The 20,897-nt window shown below is 45.6% G+C and carries 18 protein-coding genes; 2 read left to right on the top strand and 16 right to left on the bottom strand.

The genetic code is table 11. The features are described 5' to 3' along the window. Position 1: 1 nt before the first annotated feature. The 3 genes from AC4EG4_RS17185 to AC4EG4_RS17175 form a co-directional block, all read right to left on the bottom strand. A complete protein-coding gene (locus AC4EG4_RS17185) occupies positions 2 to 1,231 on the bottom strand; it encodes an aminopeptidase (RefSeq protein ID WP_490988513.1) in 1,230 nt (409 codons plus the stop codon). Continuing rightward, a complete protein-coding gene (locus AC4EG4_RS17180) occupies positions 1,228 to 2,388 on the bottom strand; it encodes a DEAD/DEAH box helicase (RefSeq protein WP_490980014.1) in 1,161 nt (386 codons plus the stop codon). The genes AC4EG4_RS17185 and AC4EG4_RS17180 overlap by 4 nt, the downstream gene beginning before the upstream one ends. A gap of 106 nt (positions 2,389 to 2,494) precedes the next feature. Next, the gene (locus AC4EG4_RS17175; RefSeq protein ID WP_490980015.1) at positions 2,495 to 3,964 is read right to left on the bottom strand and encodes an MDR family MFS transporter; all 1,470 of its coding nucleotides are present in this window, start codon (positions 3,962 to 3,964) and stop codon (positions 2,495 to 2,497) included. A gap of 174 nt (positions 3,965 to 4,138) precedes the next feature. Between AC4EG4_RS17175 and AC4EG4_RS17170 the strand changes: the two genes are divergently transcribed. Next, positions 4,139 to 4,999 (top strand): TetR/AcrR family transcriptional regulator, encoded by an 861-nt coding sequence (locus AC4EG4_RS17170; RefSeq protein ID WP_490988512.1) that lies wholly within the window; start codon positions 4,139 to 4,141, stop codon positions 4,997 to 4,999. A 167-nt stretch (positions 5,000 to 5,166) separates the two neighbouring features. On the opposite strand, the gene fbpA is transcribed toward AC4EG4_RS17170, so the two are convergent. The 5 genes from fbpA to AC4EG4_RS17145 form a co-directional block, all read right to left on the bottom strand. After that, entirely contained in the window at positions 5,167 to 5,325 is a 159-nt protein-coding gene (gene fbpA, locus AC4EG4_RS17165; RefSeq protein ID WP_490980017.1) for a Fur-regulated basic protein FbpA, read from the bottom strand. A gap of 143 nt (positions 5,326 to 5,468) precedes the next feature. Then, positions 5,469 to 6,830 (bottom strand): 23S rRNA (uracil(1939)-C(5))-methyltransferase RlmD, encoded by a 1,362-nt coding sequence (gene rlmD / locus AC4EG4_RS17160; RefSeq protein WP_490988511.1) that lies wholly within the window; start codon positions 6,828 to 6,830, stop codon positions 5,469 to 5,471. Between the two features lie 230 nt (positions 6,831 to 7,060). Beyond that, positions 7,061 to 7,171 (bottom strand): cytochrome bd oxidase small subunit CydS family protein, encoded by a 111-nt coding sequence (gene cydS / locus AC4EG4_RS17155; protein ID WP_394122031.1) that lies wholly within the window; start codon positions 7,169 to 7,171, stop codon positions 7,061 to 7,063. A 14-nt stretch (positions 7,172 to 7,185) separates the two neighbouring features. Further along, positions 7,186 to 8,214 (bottom strand): cytochrome d ubiquinol oxidase subunit II, encoded by a 1,029-nt coding sequence (locus tag AC4EG4_RS17150; RefSeq protein ID WP_490980019.1) that lies wholly within the window; start codon positions 8,212 to 8,214, stop codon positions 7,186 to 7,188. Next, positions 8,211 to 9,557 carry a cytochrome ubiquinol oxidase subunit I gene (locus AC4EG4_RS17145; protein WP_490980020.1) on the bottom strand — a complete coding sequence of 449 codons (1,347 nt, stop codon included), beginning with the start codon at positions 9,555 to 9,557 and terminating at the stop codon, positions 8,211 to 8,213. The genes AC4EG4_RS17150 and AC4EG4_RS17145 overlap by 4 nt, the downstream gene beginning before the upstream one ends. A 204-nt stretch (positions 9,558 to 9,761) precedes the next feature. Between AC4EG4_RS17145 and AC4EG4_RS17140 the strand changes: the two genes are divergently transcribed. After that, positions 9,762 to 10,190: an NUDIX hydrolase gene (locus AC4EG4_RS17140; protein WP_490980021.1), complete on the top strand. Its 429-nt coding sequence runs from the start codon at positions 9,762 to 9,764 to the stop codon at positions 10,188 to 10,190. 73 nt (positions 10,191 to 10,263) lie between these two features. Here the strand turns inward: AC4EG4_RS17140 and AC4EG4_RS17135 are convergent, their stop codons facing one another. From AC4EG4_RS17135 to pcrA, 8 genes are all read right to left on the bottom strand, one after another. Then, positions 10,264 to 11,178, bottom strand: a complete 915-nt coding sequence (locus AC4EG4_RS17135) for a diacylglycerol kinase (RefSeq protein WP_490980022.1) — start codon at positions 11,176 to 11,178, stop codon at positions 10,264 to 10,266. Between the two features lie 76 nt (positions 11,179 to 11,254). Further along, entirely contained in the window at positions 11,255 to 11,815 is a 561-nt protein-coding gene (locus AC4EG4_RS17130) for a thioredoxin family protein (protein WP_490980023.1), read from the bottom strand. 385 nt (positions 11,816 to 12,200) lie between these two features. Continuing rightward, positions 12,201 to 13,631 carry an Asp-tRNA(Asn)/Glu-tRNA(Gln) amidotransferase subunit GatB gene (gene gatB / locus AC4EG4_RS17125; RefSeq protein ID WP_490980024.1) on the bottom strand — a complete coding sequence of 477 codons (1,431 nt, stop codon included), beginning with the start codon at positions 13,629 to 13,631 and terminating at the stop codon, positions 12,201 to 12,203. Continuing rightward, positions 13,628 to 15,097: an Asp-tRNA(Asn)/Glu-tRNA(Gln) amidotransferase subunit GatA gene (gatA, locus tag AC4EG4_RS17120; RefSeq protein ID WP_490988510.1), complete on the bottom strand. Its 1,470-nt coding sequence runs from the start codon at positions 15,095 to 15,097 to the stop codon at positions 13,628 to 13,630. Before gatA ends, gatB begins: the two co-directional genes overlap by 4 nt. An 18-nt stretch (positions 15,098 to 15,115) precedes the next feature. Beyond that, positions 15,116 to 15,406 (bottom strand): Asp-tRNA(Asn)/Glu-tRNA(Gln) amidotransferase subunit GatC, encoded by a 291-nt coding sequence (gene gatC / locus AC4EG4_RS17115; RefSeq protein ID WP_215102732.1) that lies wholly within the window; start codon positions 15,404 to 15,406, stop codon positions 15,116 to 15,118. Positions 15,407 to 15,506: 100 nt separating this feature from the next. Further along, on the bottom strand, positions 15,507 to 16,637 hold the full coding sequence (locus AC4EG4_RS17110) for a CamS family sex pheromone protein (protein ID WP_490988509.1): 1,131 nt from the start codon (positions 16,635 to 16,637) through the stop codon (positions 15,507 to 15,509). An 11-nt stretch (positions 16,638 to 16,648) separates the two neighbouring features. Beyond that, positions 16,649 to 18,655: an NAD-dependent DNA ligase LigA gene (gene ligA / locus AC4EG4_RS17105; protein WP_490988508.1), complete on the bottom strand. Its 2,007-nt coding sequence runs from the start codon at positions 18,653 to 18,655 to the stop codon at positions 16,649 to 16,651. Positions 18,656 to 18,670: 15 nt separating this feature from the next. Then, positions 18,671 to 20,884: a DNA helicase PcrA gene (pcrA, locus tag AC4EG4_RS17100; protein WP_490980027.1), complete on the bottom strand. Its 2,214-nt coding sequence runs from the start codon at positions 20,882 to 20,884 to the stop codon at positions 18,671 to 18,673. Positions 20,885 to 20,897: the final 13 nt, after the last annotated feature.

Below are 20,897 nucleotides of genomic sequence, written 5' to 3'. Positions count from 1 at the left end.
CTTAGAATGCCCAGTTTCCATTGCGGAAGATGGGCTCTTTTGAACCATTTGCTGTAATGCCATCAATATCCATCTTGTCACTGCCAATCATAAAATCCTCATGGACAATCGAAGTATTCAAACCGATGGCTGCCAATTGTTGGCGTTCCAAATCACGCGCACCTTCGTAGCAAGTTGGATAAGAATCACCAATTGCCAAATGATTCGAAGCATTTTCATCAAACAGCGTATTGTAAAACAGTATGTTCGAGTCAGAAATCGGCGAATGGTACGGCACTAAAGCCACTTCTCCCAAATAAGCTGCTCCCCCATCTGCACTGATCATTTCGTTGAGCAGTTCTTGCCCGGTCTCCGCTTGTGCGTCGACAATTTTTCCTTTTTCAAACGTCAGCGTAAAGCCATCAATCACATTCCCTTGGTACACCAAAGGCTTGGTATTGCGGACCGTGCCATCCACTCCGTGTTTTAACGGGACGGTATACACTTCCTCTGTTGGCATATTGGCGATAAACGGATTGCCTTGAGGTGTTTTTGACGCGCCGGACATCCAAATATGCTTGTCCGGCAGTTCGATCGTCAAGTCTGTTCCTGGAGCGCTGTAATGTAATTTCATGTAGCGTTTTTCGTTCAATTGAGAAGCACGCTGCTCCAGCAGCGCGATGTGGTTTTTCCACGCTTCGACCGCATCTCCTTCACCAATGCGAACCGTTTGGAAAATAGCCTGCCAAAGAGCTTCCATCTGCTTCTCCGCGGGCAAATCCGGAAAAACTTTTTGCGCCCATTTCGGCGATGGAATGGCTACAATTGACCATGCGACTTTATCGGTTCCAACTGCCTGGCGGTAACGTTCCAATGCTTTTCCGGCAGATTTTTGCGAATCAGCCAATCGTTTCGCTGGAATTCCAGTTAACAAATCCGGATCTTCTGCATCAATCCATAGGAAAGAACCGCCCGTATTGATTACTTCATCACGCTGGACGACAGACCATTCCGGGTATTCTGTGAACGCATCATCAGGCGCCAATTCGAAATGTGTCCGTGTCTGCACTGGGTCTTCGTAATTGACCTGTACTCGTTTAGCACCTGCTTCATAGGCTTTTCTGACAACCATTCGCGTAAATTCCAGTGTATCGGTTGTTGTGTTGATGACAACTACTTGTCCTTTTTGAACATTCAACCCTATCGAAACAGTCAAGTCAGCATATTGTTCAAGTTTCTCCTGGAAGTTCATCGTTTATTCCCCTTTGCCGCAATCGTTTTGCTGGAACCTTCGATCAATTTCCCGCCATGGATTACTTTCTGGACGGTTTTCGAAGGCAATTCTTTAGTGAATTTTTTGTAATGGCGTTCATCGGAATATGCCAAGAGGGTCAACACTTCCCCGTCCGCTCCGGCTCTTCCTGTTCTGCCTGAACGGTGCAAGTACTGCTCGACCGTTTGCGGCACATCTACATGGATAACATGTGTTACTTGATCGATATCCAATCCGCGGGCAGCCACTTCTGTTGCAATCAATACAGCTACTTCTCCTTTTCGGAACGCGTCCAATGCTTTTTTGCGCTCATCTTTTTTCATTTCCGAATGCAAGGTGACAATCTTCGCATCACGGAACTTCAATTTATTTTCCTTCATCAGCAATTGGTCCAGGTTGTTGACGAATGCCAATCCCTTCATGCCAGGAATATGTGAAATGCTGCGCAGCAATTCGGTTTTGTCGCGCTCATCCACTTTGACAAATGAGTGCGTCACTTTGCCGAACATCGGCAGATCCTCCGCAGTTACTTGCAAGCGTGTCGGATGCTGCATCAACCGTTCGGCCACCAATTCGATTTCTTCGGTAATTGTAGCTGAAACCAAAACCAATTGGCGGTCATGCTGCGTTTTTTCAATCAAGTCTTTCATGATGCCGCGGTGTTCACGAGCCATCAGCTGGTCGCCTTCATCCAAGACCAACATCCGGATTTCGTGCATTTTCAATTTTTTGGTTTTAACCAATTCATTTAGGCGCCCTGGCGTACCCACAACAATGGTCGGTTTTTTCTTGAGCGTGTCCAATTGGCGTTGTATATTGGCTCCCCCAATTAATTGCGTCACGGTGACGTCTGTTCCTTCTGTCCACTCCCGCAATACATTGACGATCTGCATCGACAACTCCTGTGACGGAGCTACAATCATGGCTTGGATTGCCTTTTTTTCAGGGTTGACGCGCTGTAAGATTGGCAGTACATATGCCAAGGTTTTTCCTGAACCTGTTGGAGATTCTGCAACGATATCATTGCCAGCCAACATTTCCGGAATCATCTGTTCCTGAATCGGCATTGCCGCTTCAAATCCTGCTTTTTCCCATTTTTCTTGCCACAAGGGGCTCAATTCTTTTATAAAAGTCATTTGCGATTCCACCTTTTTTTCAATGCTTCTAGTGTACCATATTAGCTGTTTTAACGCCTTTTTTGATACGCAAAAGGCCAGCCTTACCAGCGGCTGGCCTCCTAGATTATTCGGTTGCTTCTTGTTGTCTATAAACAACTTCTTTTTCTGTTTCCGTTGCCTGTAGCACCGGTTTTTTAATAAAGAACGCTAAGACCAATGCCACCAAAGCGATAAACGTCGATACGAAGAAGGCAAAGTTAATACCGTCAAGCATGGCAATGTTCATGATGCTTTCAGGAGCAGCCCCTTCCGCTGCCAAGGTTTGTGCTGTTGAATCGGTACGTGTGTTCATAATGGTAATAAGGAAAGCAGAACCAACCGCACCGGCCACTTGCTGCAAGGTGTTGTTGATTGCCGTTCCATGCGGATAGGATTTCATCGGCAATGTATTCAAGCCGTTTGTCATAACAGGCATCATGACCATCGAAATGCCGAACATCCGCAGCGTGTACATCAGCATGATGCTAATGTAACTGGAGTCCAAGCTTAGTTGGCTGAACATATAGGTAGTGATGACCACAATTGCCAAACCCGGTATAGCCAGCACTTTTGCGCCGAACCGGTCAAACAGCCGCCCGGTAATCGGCGACATCAAGCCCATGGCCAAAGCGCCGGGAAGCATCAGCAAACCTGAATCGATTGGCGAGATTCCTTTAATGGTCTGAATATAAATTGGCATTAAGATCATCGCTGAGAACATCGACATGGAAAGTGCGATTGAAATCGCTGATGACAAGGCAAACATCGGGTATTTGTAAATTCGAATTTCCAGCAGAGGTTCATCTAATTTCAACTGGCGCAAACCAAAAACAATCAGCGATATGACACCAATCACAATCGTTGCCACAACTACCGGATCGCTCCAACCCAGCGTCCCTGCCGAACTAAATCCATATAACACACCGCCGAAACCTAAGCTGGAAAGTGCCAACGAAGCTTTGTCAAGCGATATTTCTCTGTTTTGAAATGTCAGGTTTTTTAATTTGAAAATACCCAACGCTAGTGGAATTAAAGCGACCGGCAAGACTACCCAGAAAAGCACGCGCCACGAATAGTGCTCAACGATAAATCCGGATAAGGTCGGGCCGATTGCAGGTGCAACAACCATAACCAGGCCGAACACGCCCATCGCAGATCCGCGTTTTTCAACTGGAAAAGCGGCCAGCATAACATTCATCAATAAAGGCATCATCAAGGCAGCGCCAGCCGCTTGAATCATTCTTCCGACTAGTAAGATGCTGAATATAGGAGCCACTGCCGCCAGTAAGGTTCCGAGCGCAAACAGCGACATCGCGACGATAAAAATAGAGCGGTTCGAGTAGCGCTGAATAAAATAAGCACTGGCCGGGATCAAAATCCCGTTGACCAGCATATAGCCTGTTACGAGCCATTGCGCTGTAGAAGCGTCGATATTCAAATCCAGCATAATTTCAGGCAATGCAATGTTTAATAAGGTTTGATTAAAGATGGCGACAAATGCGCCGCTAAAGAGAATGGCTATAATGCCATAAGGTGTTTTTTTCTGATTGTTCATATTCATGCTTCCTCCGTAAATAATACTGTTTATTTTTGTCTATTTCTCCATTGCATTATTCTATACCTGCTGTACATTTAATTCAAGCATATTGCTATAAATTTTACGAAACATTGATTTAACAGGTTTTTTAAGCTATAATAAAAGTATACTAACGGTATAAAGGTGAGGTAAATGAATCCGAAAAAACAACAAATTTTAAATGCAGCCTACGAGCTTTTCATCAATAAAGGTTATAACTCTTCTTCTATTCAAGACATTTTGGATGGAGCTAAAGTATCGAAAGGAACGTTTTACAATTATTTCGGTTCTAAATCCGAATGCCTCATGGCAATCATGGAATCGATTGGCAGCGAAATCCGGCAGCGGCGGATGGCAGCTGCTGTTGGAATGTCTGCCAACGATCCGGAAGTTTTGGCCGAACAATTGTATATCCGCATCAAACTGAACCTTGAAAAAAACCTGTTCGCGCTTTACGAAAGCATTTTCTATTCGCAAGATCCGGAGTTGAAATCCTTTTCCGTCAAACAGTATTCATTGGAAATGGAATGGATTTCTTCGCGAATCGTCGATGTTTTCGGTAAAGAGGCAGCACCGTATGCTTTGGAAAATGCAGCATTTGTCCATGGATACGTTCAACAACTGATTCACCTATGGCGTCTTGTATCTGTCGAGAATTTGCCAGCAGACAAACTTTCTTCTTTCGTTATTCGTCGACTGCAAGCAACAATTGCTCTTCAAATAGCAGCAAAAGATACTTTTTTCGGAGAGTTGAAACTGCCGCTCGCCACGCCAGCTGACGACATCACCCTAGAAGAGCTTTCTCCTTTGCTTGAACAGTACGCGCTAAAATTAAAAAATCAGGAAAATATCAAACAGCTGACACAATTTCTTTCAAGTGAACTGGCAGCAGAGATGCCACGCAAAGTATTGATTGAAAGCGTTCTGACGACACTCGCCAATGACGATCGAATCGAATCGGAACTGTCGATTATGATCGAGCAAATTTGGAAACATTTAGCCGACATCAACTAAAAAGAGCAAAGCCTCAATGGCTTCGCTCCTAAATCTAAATAAGGTTTACCTAAATTGAATAGTGATGTGTAGTTCCAGCCAGTGCGGGCACTTTACTTCCTGTAGATCGTGCTTCAACCTGCTCCTCAGTTTTATTTCATACAGCAAAATCCACAAAAAAACCGGCATCAGCCGGCTTGGTTAGTTTCTGTATAGGTTTTCAGCAGTTCGTAAAGTGAAGTTTCATATAGTTGGCGTCCGTTAATTTTAAAGATATTCTGTTCGACCAACCCTTGAATGACGGTTTCACGTTTGTCTGTGAATTTTGACTCTGGTATCTGTTCCATTTTCATCGTTCTCTCCTTTTAGAAGCACTCCTTTTTCTTTACCCTATACTCTGTTTGCTTAAAACCTGTAACTGAATAAAATATCATTTTTGACTGAAAGTAAAAAGACCCAATCAGCCTGAAACACTGATTGGGTCTTTTTGTTACGCCAGTTCCAGCCAAGCTACTGCTTCACAATGTGTGGATTGCGGGAACATGTCAACAGGCTGCACTTCTTTCGTACGGTACCCGCCGTCTTCCAGTATCCGCAAATCACGTGCTAAGGTTGCCGGGTTGCAGGATACATAAACCACGCGCACCGGGCGCTGCTTAAGGATGGTCCGCAGCAATTGTTCATCACAACCTTTTCTTGGCGGATCAACGACCAATACGTCTGCCTTCTTGCCTTCTTTGTACCAACGCGGTATGACTTGTTCAGCAGGCCCCGCTTCGAACAGCGTATTGGATAAGCTGTTCAACTCAGCGTTCCGCTTTGCATCTTCAATCGCCTGCGGAACTATTTCGACACCCATGACAAATTTAGCGCGCTGTGCGAGAAACAGTGAAATCGTTCCGATGCCACAGTACGCATCAATGACGGTTTCTTGGCCGGTCAATTGCGCATATTGGAGCGCTTGCCCGTAAAGGACTTCTGTCTGCTCGGGATTGATCTGGTAGAAAGAACGTGCGGATATTTCAAAACGGACATCGCCGATTTGGTCTTCTATCACGTCTTTGCCCCAAAGCGTCAAGGTCTCATCTCCAAAAATAACATTGGTTTTTTCTGTGTTGATGTTTTGGACAATCGATGTCACTTCTGGAACTGTCTTTTGAATCAACTCAACCGCACGTGCTGCCTGTGAGAATTTCTTTTTCTTAGTAACGAGTACTACCATAATTTCTCCAGTCGCCCGGGCTTTCCGCACAACTACATGGCGCAGCATTCCGCGGTGGGTCGCTTCTTCATATGGTTCGATTCCTAGTTCAGCCAAATTCTTTTTCAACGACACCATAATAGCGTCTGCTTCCGGTGTCTGGATGAGGCAAATATCCGTATCTGCAATGTCATGCGAACGCGGCTGATAAAATCCGGCCACCACGTTGCCGTTTTGCGTACCAAATGGAATCTGAGATTTATTGCGGTAACGCCACGGATCATCCATACCTTTTACCGGATGAACTGGCACGTCCGGCAACTTACCAATACGGGTAATAGCATCGCGTACCAATTTCTGCTTGAACGTCATCTGCCCTTCGTAAGAAAGGTGCTGAATCTGGCAGCCGCCGCACGTATCAAACACCGGGCAAGGTGCAGCCACACGAAAAGGTGAAGCTTGTTGTATGTCAATGAGCTTCGCAAAGCCATAAGATTTCAACGTCTTTACTACATGGACCAACACATCTTCTCCCGGCAAAGCGCCTGGGATAAATAACGGGTAGCCGTCAACTTTCGCTACACCCGCACCGTCATGCGTTAAGTCTTCTACATGGACCGTGATCCGATCATTTTTATTCACTGGTTTCAAAACTATTCACTCCATTTCACATCTACTTATCATACAACAAGAAAAGCGAAAGTGCCCGTCTTAAATTCGACGGGCATAAGACATTCTGGCGAAGTGGCATGTTTTCAGCCGCATAGCCAGAATGGCTTATGACCCTAGAATTTGGGCACTAAAGTCTAGACAATAAACAAAGAGTTGTAAATTTTATTTAAACAAGAAAAAACGCGGCAGGCAAAAGCCTGCACGCGCTCTTAGTCCCGGTCTTTGGTGGCGGGACCATCTTTCAGCGAGAACCAGAAACCAAAAATGATGGCTCCGAACAACACCAGAAATGGTGCATAAAATATCATGAAATCCTGCATAAACAATTCCTCCTCTATGCGTGATAATCCGATTTGCCTTCAATGTAATCTTTATCAAACAAGAACAGACGGAACAACAAGTAAAGCGATGGCAGCAACAGGCAAAGGCCTGCGATAAACGCAATGATCAGCGCAATTGCCATGGCTTCATTTGTAAAGCTGTCGTAGATCGTTAAATACGGATACAGCAAATACGGATAATGCGACGCGCCGTATGCGAAAAACGCGGTAAAGAACTGTCCTACCAGCAGTATGAAAGCCCACCCGTAATGGCGCTTTTTCCAAACCAAGTAGACCGTTCCAGCGAACAATAGGAACGATACGGCAAATGCCCACCACAAATCAAGAATACGCGCAAAATGCTCAGGGTTGTGGCTGCGCAATTCATAGATAATTCCGGTCGCTGTGATGATGGCAGGAGCCGCCCAAACCAATGCATACTTGCGCATCAAATCAGTAGCTTTCACATCACCGGCTTTAGCGGAATACCAAGTCAAGAAAACCGATGAAATGTAGAGAACTGCAGTCAAACTCAAAACCACTATGCTCCACATCAACGGACTTGTGAACAATGCCCAGTAGTCCAGGTAAGGCTGTCCGTCATCCATAAAGATAAATCCGCCTTCAGACATGGCGAGTACTGGCGACAAGGCAGCCGGCAGCAAAAGACCGGACAAGCCGTACATATAAATGTAGCCTCGATGATTGATTTTAGCGCCATACGTTGCAAATGCGTAGTAAGAACCACGAATTGCCAACAGAATAAGCGCCAAACTGGCTGGAACCAGCAGCGTTGTGCCGTAATAGAAAGCGGTCTGCGGGAAAAAACCAATGACACCGACAAAGAAGAACACAAAGAAGACATTGGTCACTTCCCAGACCGGCGACAAGTAGCGCTGAATAACTCCCGTCAAAATATGCTGTTTGCCAACGAACGCACTATAAGCATTGAAGAAGCCGCCGCCAAAATCGATCGACGCCACGATGACATAGAGAAACAGAAACAGCCAAAGTACGGATATGCCAATAATTTCTAATGTCATTCTTCTTCACCGCCCTTGCTGGATTTACGTGCCTCCAACTCTTTTTCAACCGGGTTGCGTTTGTACATCCGGGTTAAGACAACGACTGTACCGATACCAAGAATAAGGTACAAGCCAGCAAACAAAATAATCATCAAATCGACATTTCCGCTGGTGGTTGCTCCTTCACTTACCCTCATATGGCCTCTAAGAATCCAAGGCTGGCGTCCCACTTCCGTGAACCACCATCCTGCCTCAATGGCAATGAGCGCTAAAGGCCCTCCAGCCACTGTGAGCCAACGGAACCATCTTGTGCGAATAAACGACCAATTGCGGAAAGCGGCAACGACGTAAACAAACGAGAAGAATGCCAGCCACATGCCGATGGTCACCATGGTGTCAAAAAGATAATGGATCCAAAGCGGGGGTCTTTCATCTTCCGGGAATTCGTTAAGTCCGGTCACTTCAGCAAACGGATCACTGTGTGCCAGAATACTCAGTGCGTAAGGGATTCTGATGGCATACTTGACCTCTTCGCCGTCTAAAATACCGAACATAACCAAACCAGCATCTTCTTCTGTTTCAAAATGCCATTCTGCAGCCGCCAGTTTTTCCGGCTGATATTCTGCTAAGTATTTACCAGAAAAATCGCCGATCAAAGCGGTAGCGATGGCAAATACCAATCCTAATTTCATCGTTAGAAATAATGCTTTTTTATGATAAATATGATTCGAGCCGCCCAACATGCGAAGCGCTGCAATAGAAGCCAGTACAAAAGCGCTGGTCATAAATGCCGTGGCCATAACGTGCGCCACTTTTGTTGGCACTGCTGGACTGAACATAGCCAACAGCGGGCTGACGTTGACCATTTCACCGTTCAATATTTCAAAACCTTGCGGCTGGTTCATGAAGGCATTGACGATGGTAATAAATACAGATGACGCAGCTGCTCCCAGTGCAACCGGAATAAGCAATAGGAAGTGCTTTCGTTGATCTTCAAAACGGTCCCATGTGTAAAGATAAATCCCAAGGAAAATAGCTTCGAAGAAAAATGCGAATACTTCCATAAACAATGGCAAAGCAATGACATTACCGGCCAATTGCATGAAGTTTGGCCACAGCAACGATAACTGCAAACCAATTGCCGTACCGGTAACGACACCTACTGCAACCGTAATTACAAATCCTCTGGCCCAACGGCGAGCCAGCAAAATGTAATGTTCATCTTTTTTCTTAATACCCACCCACTGGGCAATCATAATCATGAGAGGGACACCTACGCCAATCGTTGCGTAAAGAATATGGAATGATAAAGTCAATAACGTTAGAATGCGACTCAGAAAAGCCGGATCTTGAAATTCCAATCTACTCGTCTCCTTTTTTTCAAACGTGTGATTTACCGTAACTCTTGTTCTTATTGTACATCAAACCCACTTTCCAAAACGCCTCCCAAGCCTTGTTTTTAAGCCAAACTTTGAATAAGCTGTGACAGAGATAATGGAAATAGAATTGAAATTTTTCTCAATTTTTAGTATTCTATAGATAATAAAGAAAAAGGGTGAGGCATCATGAGAACAAAACGGAAAGTATTTGCGTATATCACAAGAGGCGTTGAAGAAAGCCGGGAACTGCTTGTCTTTGAGTACAAAGGCGAACCCGAAGTTGGGCTGCAAGTACCGGGCGGCACCATTGAAGACGATGAACTGTTAATCGATGCTTTGTACAGGGAAGTGAAAGAAGAAACAGGATTACCCCGCGAAGTAATTGATTTTGTCGGCAAAATCCATAAGTATACGTATTATCCTGAACATCAGGATAAAGCTTACGAACGGAACATTTTCCATTTTGAATACACAGGCGATCCGGTTGAGCAGTTTGAACATACTATTAAGAGCCACGGCCGCGACAACGGATTGACCTTGCTGTTCCGCTGGGAACCCATTAAAAACCTGCCGCAGTTGGCAGAAGAGCAGGACACAGCCATCGAACTGCTTTAAGCCTTCCAGCAAGCAAGATTTTCCTTTCAAACAAAAAAAGCTGGAAAACGGATTAGCTCCGTTTTCCAGCTTTTTATTTACGGTCTTTTTCGCTTAAAGAATCGATCGGCACATACATTTCAATGTGGCCAGCTAAGTTTTCGAACACAGCAGGCAAAAGCCCCCCATATTCTCCATCCAGGTTCAACAACACCCGCTCTTCGGTAGTTACCGTAATTTTACTGGCTTTTGCATAAATCACATGCGGGTCTGATAAATGCTCCCCGCGCAAAGCTAAAGAAGCCACGCGGATAAACTCCGCCATGTTAAGTTCTTTAAGAATCAATAACGTAAACTTACCGTCATTAATGCTGGCATCCGGCGCTAATTTTTCAAATCCGCCAACTGAGTTGGTCAACCCGATCAAAAACATCATGGCACTATCATTGAAAACCTGTCCATCGTATTCAATGCGTACACGCGAAGAACGGATAGAAGGAATCATTTCAATGCCTTTTAAGTAATAGGCCATTTGACCAAGCACGGTTTTCAGTTTACTCGGCACTTCGTAAGTCAATTCAGTGAGTCTGCCTCCGCCTGCAATATTGATAAAATAACGGTCGCCATTCATCAGGCCAATATCCACGGGGATTGAATCCCCTTTCAATATGATGTCCACCGCTTTTGTAATGTCTCGCGGAATATGGACCGCTCGGGCAAAGTCATTGGTTGTTCCCATCGGTATGAGGCCAACTTTGGGACGGTCTTCAAATTTAGCAATTCCTGAAACAACTTCATTTAACGTACCGTCTCCGCCAACAGCGATTACCAAATCAAACTTCCGCTCAACAGCAAATGTCGCAGCTTGAATAGCATCGCCTTCGCAGGTGGTTGCATGGCAGGATGTTTCGTAGCCAGCCTTCTCCATTTTTTCTAAAACTTCGGGCAAGTGTTTCCGGAAAAGCTCACGTCCGGAAGTAGGATTGTAAATAATGCGTGCACGTTTCATCAGATTCAGCCTTTCTGGACTTTCTGTAAAGATAAGAAAAAATACGGTTTCCTTGATGGATTCCGCTAAATTTATTTTATGCTAACGCTCGTTCAAATGCCTCTTGCAAATCTTCATAAACAATTTGCCAAAAATCTTCGTGAGAAACAAAGCCATCCGAAATCTCGCCAATAACTGTTTTCATATGTAGATCATATTGAGGGTCATCTTTTTCAGGAAGCACTGATTTTTTCTCATCGACAAACTCTTGGACTTTAGCTGCTCGCGGTCCCCAATCTCCTAACACATCGCCTTGTTCTGAAAGAATAATGTATTTGGGAATTGAGCGGCCGCCGTTTGTCAGATACCGGTCCATTAATTCCAGGTTTTCATCCCGGTATACACAATGGACAGCTAAACCAGCACCATCTGTTATTTTTCTCAGGATGGCATTGTTCATCATCGCATCGCCGCACCAGTCTTCGGTAATGACCAACACGTGAGGTTTCTTGTTTTTTAGCAAAGCCATAAATTCCGGATCTTCCGGAAGGTTAAATTTTTCATAAATACTGTAAGACTTTTGTTGATTTGACTCCATTTGAGCCATATAACTTTCTAAAGTAATGCCGTTTTCGAAATACTCTTGCTCCATCGTCATACAATCACATCTCCCTTATCTTGCTTTGCCATTCAGTTAGTTTCCCGCACTGGGCATGGCAGTGTTATTCATCTAATACATTCAAATCTTTATTCTGTTACCACTATTATACAAAGTACGTACCAGTTAGCTACATTTGTCTTTATTACCAGTTTACTGTTCCTCGGCAAAGTCTTCAAGGTAGAGATGCCAAAACCCGGATTTACCAGAGTATAGTGCACACAAAACTATCTTTTAAAAGACGCTTTTGGTTTAAGCTTAGTTCCCGCAGATAGATTCAGTCCAGATTTCTTTCGTCGAAAAGATTGTTAACAACCGTACTTTTTTATACCCCATAAAAAAAGATGGCCCCTAACGGACCATCTTCTCACATATAAGCTGTTCTTTATCTTTTTGCAATTTCTTCAAGAAGAATTTTATTGAGCAACGGCGGATTTGCCTGCCCTTTTGTTTGCTTCATAATCTGCCCGACAAGGAAGCCGATTGCGCGGTCTTTGCCGTTTTTAAAGTCTTCGATCGATTGTGGGTTGCTGTCGAGTGCCGTAGTAACAAATTCACGCAAGGTGTTTTCATCCGAAATCTGGACAAGCCCTTTTGCTTTGACGATATTGTTTGCGTCGCCGCCTTTTTCGATCAATTCCTTGAAGACTTTCTTGGCGATTTTAGATGAAATCGTACCATCAGAAATCAGTTTGATCATGCCAGCCAAACCTTCAGGAGTCAACTCGGTATCTTCCAGCTCTTTTTGCTCAGCATTCAGATAAGCTGATACTTCTCCCATCAACCAGTTGGAAGCCAGTTTCGCATCAGCGCCGGCAGTTACCGTCGCCTCAAAGAAATCGGAAATCGGTTTTGCCAGCGTCAGCACCATGGCGTCATAAGAAGACATGCCAAGTTCTGAAACGTAGCGGGCTTTCCGGGCATCCGGCAATTCCGGAATTTCGGCACGGACACGCTCTAACCAAGCATCGTCAATGACAATGTCGACTAGATCCGGTTCCGGGAAGTAACGGTAATCGTCAGATCCTTCTTTGATGCGCATCAACAAGGTTTTCCCAGTCGATTCATCATAGCGGCGTGTTTCCTGCTCGATGATGCCGCCTGCAAGCAGTACCTGCTCCTGGCGAACCTGCTCATGCTCAATGCCTTTGCGGACAAAGTTGAATGAGTTCAAGTTCTTCAGTTCTGTCTTCGTACCAAATTCATCTTGGCCGAATGGGCGAAGAGAAATGTTTGCGTCGCAGCGCAATGATCCTTCTTCCATGCGTACATCAGAAACGCCCGTGTATTGAATGATCGCTTTGATTTTTTCCAGATAAGCATAAGCTTCATCGGCTGTACGGATATCCGGCTCTGAAACGATTTCAATCAGCGGTGTGCCCTGGCGGTTAAAGTCGACCAATGAATGGCCATTTCCAGTATGCGTCAGTTTCCCTGCATCTTCTTCCATGTGAAGGCGTGTAATGCCGATGCGTTTTTTCTCGCCTTTGACTTCAATTTCAATCCAGCCGTGTTCGCCAATCGGCTGGTCGAATTGGGAAATCTGGTAAGCTTTTGGATTGTCTGGATAGAAATAGTTTTTGCGGTCGAATTTGGTGTGGCGGGTAATCTCACAGTTTAATGCGAGTGCCGCTTTCATCGCCCAATCGACTGCGCGCTTGTTGACTACCGGCAGAACGCCTGGATAGCCAAGGTCTACGACATTGGTATTGGTGTTTGGTTCAGCGCCGAAATGAGCAGGTGCTGGAGAAAACATTTTCGAATCTGTTTTTAGTTCAACGTGGACTTCAAGCCCAATAATGGTTTCGAAATTCATTGTGCTGCTCCCTCCCAGGTTTGAGGAGTTTTTTTATGGAAATCAGTTGCTTGTTCGAATACATCAGCAACTCGGTATACCGTTTCTTCATCAAAGTATTTCCCAATAATCTGCAGCCCTAGGGGCAAGCCATTTTCGAATCCGCAAGGGATTGAAATTGCGGGCACACCCGCAAGATTGACTGGAATCGTCAAAATATCGTTGGCGTACATTGTCAATGGGTCATCAATGATTTCGCCGATTTTAAATGCTGGCGTCGGCGTTGTTGGTCCGATGATGACATCGTATTTTTCAAACGCATCGTCAAAATCTTTTTTGATCAAGGTACGGACTTTTTGTGCTTTCTTGTAGTAAGCATCGTAATACCCTGAACTCAATGCGTATGTGCCAAGCATGATGCGGCGCTTGACTTCATCGCCAAACCCTTCCGAACGGGTATTCATGTAAAACTCAAGCAGGCTTCCTGCTTTCTCGGTGCGGTATCCGTAACGGATTCCGTCAAAACGGGACAGGTTGGAAGATGCTTCAGATGACGCCAATAAATAATAAGTAGCCAATGCGTATTTTGAATGCGGCAGTGAGATTTCTTCACAGATTGCCCCACGCTCTTCCAATACTTTCAATGCGTCATGAACAGCTTGTTTTGCTGCTTCGCCGACACCTTCAGCAAAATATTCTTTTGGAACGCCGATGCGCAATCCTGTAATGTCACCTGTCAAAGCAGCAGCGAAATCTGGAACTTCCACATTGGCAGAAGTTGAATCTTTGTCGTCATGCCCTGAAATGGCGTTCAATAGCAACGCATTGTCTTTAACGGTTCTTGTGATTGGGCCAATTTGGTCCAATGAAGAAGCGTATGCGATCAGACCGAACCGGGAAACCCGTCCGTAAGTCGGCTTCATGCCAACCACACCACAGAACGCTGCAGGTTGGCGAATCGAGCCGCCGGTATCCGAACCTAAAGTGAAAGGTACTTCTCCTGCTGCAACAGCAGCTGCAGAGCCGCCTGAAGAACCGCCTGGAACGGTTTCAAGGTTCCATGGGTTTTTTGTTTTTTTGTAGTACGAGTTTTCATTGGAAGAACCCATTGCGAATTCGTCCATGTTCAATTTGCCGACGGTTACCATTCCGGCTTCTTTTAGCTTTTCTACTACGGTTGCATTGTAAATCGGGTTAAATCCTTCAAGGATCCGGCTCGAAGCCGTTGTTTCTAGGCCCTCAGTTACGATATTGTCTTTTACGCCAATTGGCAAACCAAATAAGGGGCCGCGTTCAGCAAACGGCACTTTGTCCATTTCAGCAGCTTGCTGTGTTGCACGTTGCTTGTCCAATGCTAAAAATGCATCTACTTTTGGCTCGAGGGCCTCGATGCGGTCAAATGCTCGTTCAGTCAGTTCTACAATTGTTGTTTCTTTCGTATGTATCATTTCCTGCAGTTGTGCAGCTGTTTTATCTACCAATGACATCTACGGTTCCTCCTTCCGTTACTCTAAGATTGTTGGGACTTTTACTTGTCCGCCTTCATGCTCTTTTACATTTTTCAAAACCAATTCACGATCCAATCCAGGAATGGATTTGTCTTCGCGCAATACGTTGACCATTTGCAAAACATGAGTGGTTGGTTCAACATTTTCTGTATCCAATTCGTTGAGCAACTCCATTGCATTCGTAATTGCTTCCAATTGATCTGCAAAATGTTCCGCTTCTTCATCAGTAATTGCCAATCTTGCCAAGTGAGCGACTTCGATCACTTCTTCTTTAGTCATTTTCGCCATTTTTCTACACCTCCGGATTCAGTAAACATACGCTATATCATAACATTTTTCTAAAAAAATGAATAGGGACAGCCGCATGGCCATCCCTGTTTTCATGCACTTATTCGTAAATGTGAACAAACGGCTCAGTTTCTCCCGCTTCCCGCAGGACCAATGCCTCTGGTCCATTGGTCGAAGTTACACTGACTTCAACCAGTACATTTTCAGGGAAATGTTCAACAACCAGCCCTGTCACATATTGCGTAAAGCCGACTACTTCAGCTGCTCCATAAAACTGAATTGGAATTTCAATTTTCAATTCCATCAATTCATTTTCCTGATAAAATCCAGTGCCAATTACACTCGTGAAATTGGAAAAATAGATTTCGACATCCTGCTTGAAATTGCGGAATGCCGTATCAATATCCCGGTAGCGTTCATCTGTACCTGACGTTGGAAACAGTACATAGGCTTCATTAACTGCTGTCCAATTCGCTACAGCTGCCTCGCCGCCTGGAGCTGCACCATATGAGAAGTAAGTGCCTGGCACCATGGCATTGCGTGAATTTTGTTCGAAAAGCCCCACAACAATCGGCACATCGCCAAGGCCTTCTTTTTCACGCAAGCGCTTGACGATTTCATCCGCCATACGCTTGCCCTCTTGTTCAATCTGCTCACGCGGAATTTCTTCCTCATAGGAAATACCTTCTTCAGAGCTGTAATACACCGAGTTTAGCGCCAAGCCTACTGAAATGCCGCCAAGCCGGATGGTTTCGTCATCGGTCTTCACCAAGTAGTTTTGTTCAATGACGTGTGCCAGTATTTCGGCAGGCGGCCGATCGCCGGCCTCTCTTTGTGCCGGTGTGCGTTCGTCAGCTGCATTCAGGCCAGCCGCATTGTCACTGCTGGCCCGTTGCAACCAGGCAGTCGCATCTTCATCGGTAATCTTTTGGCCTTCCTGGAAATAATAATCGTCAGGTGAAAATTGTCTTTGCGACAACCGCAGCAAACCATTTTCAGTCTCGGCAATGTCATAGCGAGAGTTTAAGCGATTGACGATTTTCCCTCGCGTGGCACTTTCTTTATATGGCAGAAGAGTACGGTAAAACTGATCATTCAGCTGCATGCTTGGAATGATTGCCGTCTCTACTTCTTCTTCCTCATTTATTACTTCCGCTTCTTCATCGGTCCCGGAAGGAACACATCCCGTCAACAGCAGCAAGCTGATTGGAACCCACCATATGCGTTTCATATAAAATCCCCTTATTTGTTCAATTCCTCAACGAGACGTTCTTCGTCCCAGATGTCCACCTTCAGCTCCAGCGCCTTATCGAGCTTGGAACCAGCTTCTTCGCCGGCAATCAGCAAATCGGTCTTTTTGCTGACGCTTCCAGACAGTTTGCCGCCGAGCGCTTCGATTTGCGTGCTGGCTTCCTGCCGGGTCAATTGCTCCAGCTTGCCGGTCAAAACGATTTTTTTGCCTGCGAATGCATTGGCTCCTGCTTCTACGCGGATCCGTGTGCCGGTGTATGTTAAATTGACGTCAGCCTCGCGCAAACGTTCCATCAATGCCCGAACTTCTTCGTTATCAAAATAAGCAACGATGGAATCGGCCATTTTTTCACCTATTTCATGGATGTCAACCAACTCTTCTTTTGATGCATTCATCAGCTGCTCCATTGTGCCAAAATGCTCGGACAAAATACGTGCACCCCGTTCCCCTACGTGGCGGATGCCAAGGCCAAACAGCAGTTTTTCCATTGAATTGCTTCTGGAAGCATCGATGGCCGAAATCAAGTTGGAAGCTGATTTGTCGCCCATACGGTCCAGCTCTAACAGCTGTTCTTTAGTCAACTTGTAAATGTCGGAAATGTCTCGAATCAGGCCTTCGCGGTATAACTGTTCAATCACTTTTTCACCCAGTCCGTCAATATTCATAGCATTGCGGGAAACAAAATGAATCAGCCCTTCCGTAATTTGTGCGGGGCATTGCGGATTGACACAACGAAGAGCGACTTCCCCTTCGATGCGGACAAGCTCGCTGTCGCACGCCGGACAATGGGTCGGCATCTCGAAAGGCAGCTCATCTCCGGTCCGCTGATCCACGATGGCTGAAACCACTTCTGGAATGATATCTCCCGCTTTTCGGATAATGACTTTGTCGCCGATGCGAATATCTTTTTCCTTGATCAAATCTTCGTTATGCAAAGAAGCCCGTTGCACCGTTGTGCCTGCAACAGAAACTGGATCCAGTATGGCCGTTGGTGTCACTACACCTGTTCGGCCAACACTTAATTCAATATTGCGGACCGTTGTCATCACTTCTTCTGCAGGAAATTTGTATGCTGTGGCCCATTTCGGGCTTTTCGCTGTGAACCCCAGATCCTGCTGGTGCAAAAAACGATTGACCTTAATGACGATGCCGTCGATTTCGTAAGATAACTTAGTACGATTTTCTGTCCATTTCTCAATATATGCCAAAACTTCTTCTACACTCGTGCAAACCTTCCGTTCTTCATTGGTCTTAAATCCGAGCTCCGAAAGGTAACTGAGCGACTCATCATGTTCGGACAAGCCGTAAGTTTCTCCGTCGCCGCCAATTCCATAAATGAAGACATCCAAATTGCGGCTTGCTGCTATTTTCGGATCCAATTGGCGCAGCGATCCTGCCGCGGCATTGCGCGGATTGGCAAACAGTTCTTCGCCCCTTTCGGCCCGCTGTTCATTCAAAGCCAGGAAGGATCCTTTCGGCATAAAAACTTCACCGCGCACTTCAAGCGTAACCGGCTGTTTCAGCCTTAACGGAATTGACTGGATGGTCCGGAGGTTGACCGTAATGTCTTCCCCTATGCTCCCGTCCCCACGCGTAGCCCCTCTGACAAACTTGCCGTCTTCGTACATGAGCGACACCGCCAGGCCATCAATCTTCAGCTCACAGACGTATTCGATGCCGTCGCCTGCCCCGCTGCGTACTCGTTTGTCGAACTCCTGCAAATCTTCTTCCCCGAAGACATTGGACAAACTGAGCATCGGACGGGCATGCGTTACTTTGGCAACGGCGGAAATTGGAGTTCCGCCAACGCGTTGAGTCGGAGAGTCCGGAAACACTAAATCAGGGTAAAGGGTCTCCAACTGGATCAATTCATTCAATAGTTGGTCGTAGATAGCATCGGGAACAGCCGGCTTATCCAGCACATAATAGGCATGGCCATAGCTCCGTAGCAGTTCATTTAATTCGTTTACGCGTTCTTCCGCTTTTATGCGATCCATAAAATTTCCTCCCGATTATACTTTTTCAATCGGCGCAAATTTGGCCAACAGCCGTTTGATGCCGACAGGGCTTGGGAATGCAATGTCCAGTTCGGTTTGTTCGCCTTCGCCTTTGACGCTAACGACCGTACCGGTACCCCATTTTTTATGCACTGCCCGATCACCGGTTTTCCAGCCAAGCTTTTCTCCACCCGACTGGTTGTAGCCTGGACGTGTTACCGCTGCCCGTTTTGGAACTTGTTTATAGCTTGTAACTGCACCGGCACGGTGATGCGCTGTGGTTTGTTCAATCAAGTCTTCCGAAATCTCCGAAATAAAGCGGGATGGCATATTGAAATTGCTTTTGCCAAACAGCGTGCGGGAAGATGCATGCGACAAATACAACCGTTTCTCAGCACGCGTAATTCCAACATAAGCCAGACGCCGCTCTTCTTCCAATTCTTCGTCGTCATTATTCGAACGGGCATGCGGAAAGACGTTTTCTTCCAGTCCGATAATAAAGACGACAGGGAATTCCAAACCTTTTGCTGCATGCATTGTCATCAAAATAATCGGACCGTCTGCATCTTCTTCATCATCCAAAGAATCAATATCTGAAATAAGCGCTAAATCCGTCAGGAAGGCAACCAGTGATTTGTCATCGCTTTGCTTTTCAAATGCCTTGGTGACCGATAGAAACTCTTCCAAGTTTTCCAGACGGCTTTCACCTTCAATCGTTTTGTCAGCCTGCAACATTTGGCGATAGCCTGATTTTTTTAGTACTTCCTCCACCAACTCTGTGACCGATAAATATTCCTGCATTTGCGTAAAGCTATCAATCATGGTGCGGAATTCCAGTGCCGTTTGCGCTGTTTTTGCGGTCAGCCCCATAAAGTCAGCTTCTTGCAATGAATCCATGATGGTGCGATCCTGTTCAATCGCAAAACGCGCCATTTTTTCAAAAGAAGTGGCACCTATTCCACGCTTTGGCTCATTGATAACACGCGCTAACGACAAATCATCGTCGTTGTTTGCGATCAGCCGCAAATACGCCAATAAATCTTTGATTTCCTTGCGGTCATAGAACTTGGTTCCACCGACAATCGTATAGGACATATTCGATTTGACGAACATTTCCTCCATAATCCGTGATTGGGCGTTGGTACGGTAAAGAATAGCGAAATCCGAGGTCTTGTAATTTTCTTCATCCATTAATCGTTGGATGGTTTGCACAACGAATTGTGCTTCCTGACGTTCATCTCCTGCTTTGTGCAAGGTGATCGCCGGTCCTTCGTCGTTGTCGGTCCGCAATTCTTTCGGATAGCGGCTGGTGTTTTTCTGAATTACATCGTTCGCAGCCTGCAAAATGCGCTTTGTTGAGCGGTAATTCTGCTCCAACATAATCACTTTAGCATTCGGGTAATCTTTCTCAAATGACAAGATGTTGGTGATGTCCGCTCCGCGCCAGCGATAAATCGACTGATCCGAATCACCAACCACGCAAATATTTTTGAACTTGCTAGCCAACTTCTGGACCAGCTGGTACTGGGCGTTGTTGGTATCCTGGTACTCATCCACGTGGATGTAGTGGAATTTGTTTTGGTAATATTCCAGCACTTCAGGGACCATATTGAATAAATTCAAGGTCGTCATAATCAAGTCATCAAAATCAAGCGATTGGTTTTTCTTCAATCTTTTCTCATATGCTGTATAAACATCAGATACGGTCTTTTCATACGGGTTAAATTGATTCATGTCTGCAGCAAACTGTGTGGCATCAATACATTCGTTTTTTGCCGACGAAATGGCATTGAGCATTGTCCGGGGCTCGTATTTTTTCGGATCCAGGTTTTGCTGCTTCAGGACATTTTTGATGACCGTCAATTGGTCGGTCGTATCCAAGATTGAAAAGTTTCTGGACATGTCTAAGCGGTCGATGTCACGACGCAAAATCCGCACGCACATCGAGTGAAACGTTGAAGCCCACATGCGTTGGCCCGTTCCATGCCCAAGCAATCCGTCAATCCGGTTGCGCATTTCACGCGCCGCTTTGTTAGTAAACGTAATCGCCAGTATATTGGATGGGTAAACTTGTTTTTCAAGCACCAAATAAGCAATCCGGTGCGTCAGTACCCGTGTTTTCCCGGATCCTGCACCGGCCATAATCAATAGGGGCCCCTCAGTCGTCTTAACTGCTTCTGCTTGTTCCGGGTTCATTCCGTTCAATAAATTCTTCGTTATCAATTCCATTGTGCACCACCTC

The organism is Planococcus sp. TJ-201 (assembly GCF_058268495.1).
The sequence above is the reverse complement of the archived record's forward strand: the minus strand, read 5'-3'. Positions and strand labels throughout refer to the sequence as shown.

What these genes read in the sequence shown, in the direction of transcription:
- pcrA (WP_490980027.1), bottom strand. Translation starts at nt 20,884, where the DNA reads ATGGAATTGATAACGAAGAATTTATTGAACGGAATGAACCCGGAACAA.
- AC4EG4_RS17180 (WP_490980014.1), bottom strand. Translation starts at nt 2,388, where the DNA reads ATGACTTTTATAAAAGAATTGAGCCCCTTGTGGCAAGAAAAATGGGAA.
- AC4EG4_RS17110 (WP_490988509.1), bottom strand. Translation starts at nt 16,637, where the DNA reads ATGAAACGCATATGGTGGGTTCCAATCAGCTTGCTGCTGTTGACGGGA.
- AC4EG4_RS17150 (WP_490980019.1), bottom strand. Translation starts at nt 8,214, where the DNA reads ATGACATTAGAAATTATTGGCATATCCGTACTTTGGCTGTTTCTGTTT.
- gatB (WP_490980024.1), bottom strand. Translation starts at nt 13,631, where the DNA reads ATGAATTTCGAAACCATTATTGGGCTTGAAGTCCACGTTGAACTAAAA.
- fbpA (WP_490980017.1), bottom strand. Translation starts at nt 5,325, where the DNA reads ATGGAACAGATACCAGAGTCAAAATTCACAGACAAACGTGAAACCGTC.
- cydS (WP_394122031.1), bottom strand. Translation starts at nt 7,171, where the DNA reads ATGCAGGATTTCATGATATTTTATGCACCATTTCTGGTGTTGTTCGGA.
- AC4EG4_RS17130 (WP_490980023.1), bottom strand. Translation starts at nt 11,815, where the DNA reads ATGACGATGGAGCAAGAGTATTTCGAAAACGGCATTACTTTAGAAAGT.
- gatA (WP_490988510.1), bottom strand. Translation starts at nt 15,097, where the DNA reads ATGTCATTGGTAGATAAAACAGCTGCACAACTGCAGGAAATGATACAT.
- ligA (WP_490988508.1), bottom strand. Translation starts at nt 18,655, where the DNA reads ATGGATCGCATAAAAGCGGAAGAACGCGTAAACGAATTAAATGAACTG.
- gatC (WP_215102732.1), bottom strand. Translation starts at nt 15,406, where the DNA reads ATGGCGAAAATGACTAAAGAAGAAGTGATCGAAGTCGCTCACTTGGCA.
- AC4EG4_RS17135 (WP_490980022.1), bottom strand. Translation starts at nt 11,178, where the DNA reads ATGAAACGTGCACGCATTATTTACAATCCTACTTCCGGACGTGAGCTT.
- AC4EG4_RS17170 (WP_490988512.1), top strand. Translation starts at nt 4,139, where the DNA reads ATGAATCCGAAAAAACAACAAATTTTAAATGCAGCCTACGAGCTTTTC.
- AC4EG4_RS17175 (WP_490980015.1), bottom strand. Translation starts at nt 3,964, where the DNA reads ATGAACAATCAGAAAAAAACACCTTATGGCATTATAGCCATTCTCTTT.
- AC4EG4_RS17140 (WP_490980021.1), top strand. Translation starts at nt 9,762, where the DNA reads ATGAGAACAAAACGGAAAGTATTTGCGTATATCACAAGAGGCGTTGAA.
- AC4EG4_RS17185 (WP_490988513.1), bottom strand. Translation starts at nt 1,231, where the DNA reads ATGAACTTCCAGGAGAAACTTGAACAATATGCTGACTTGACTGTTTCG.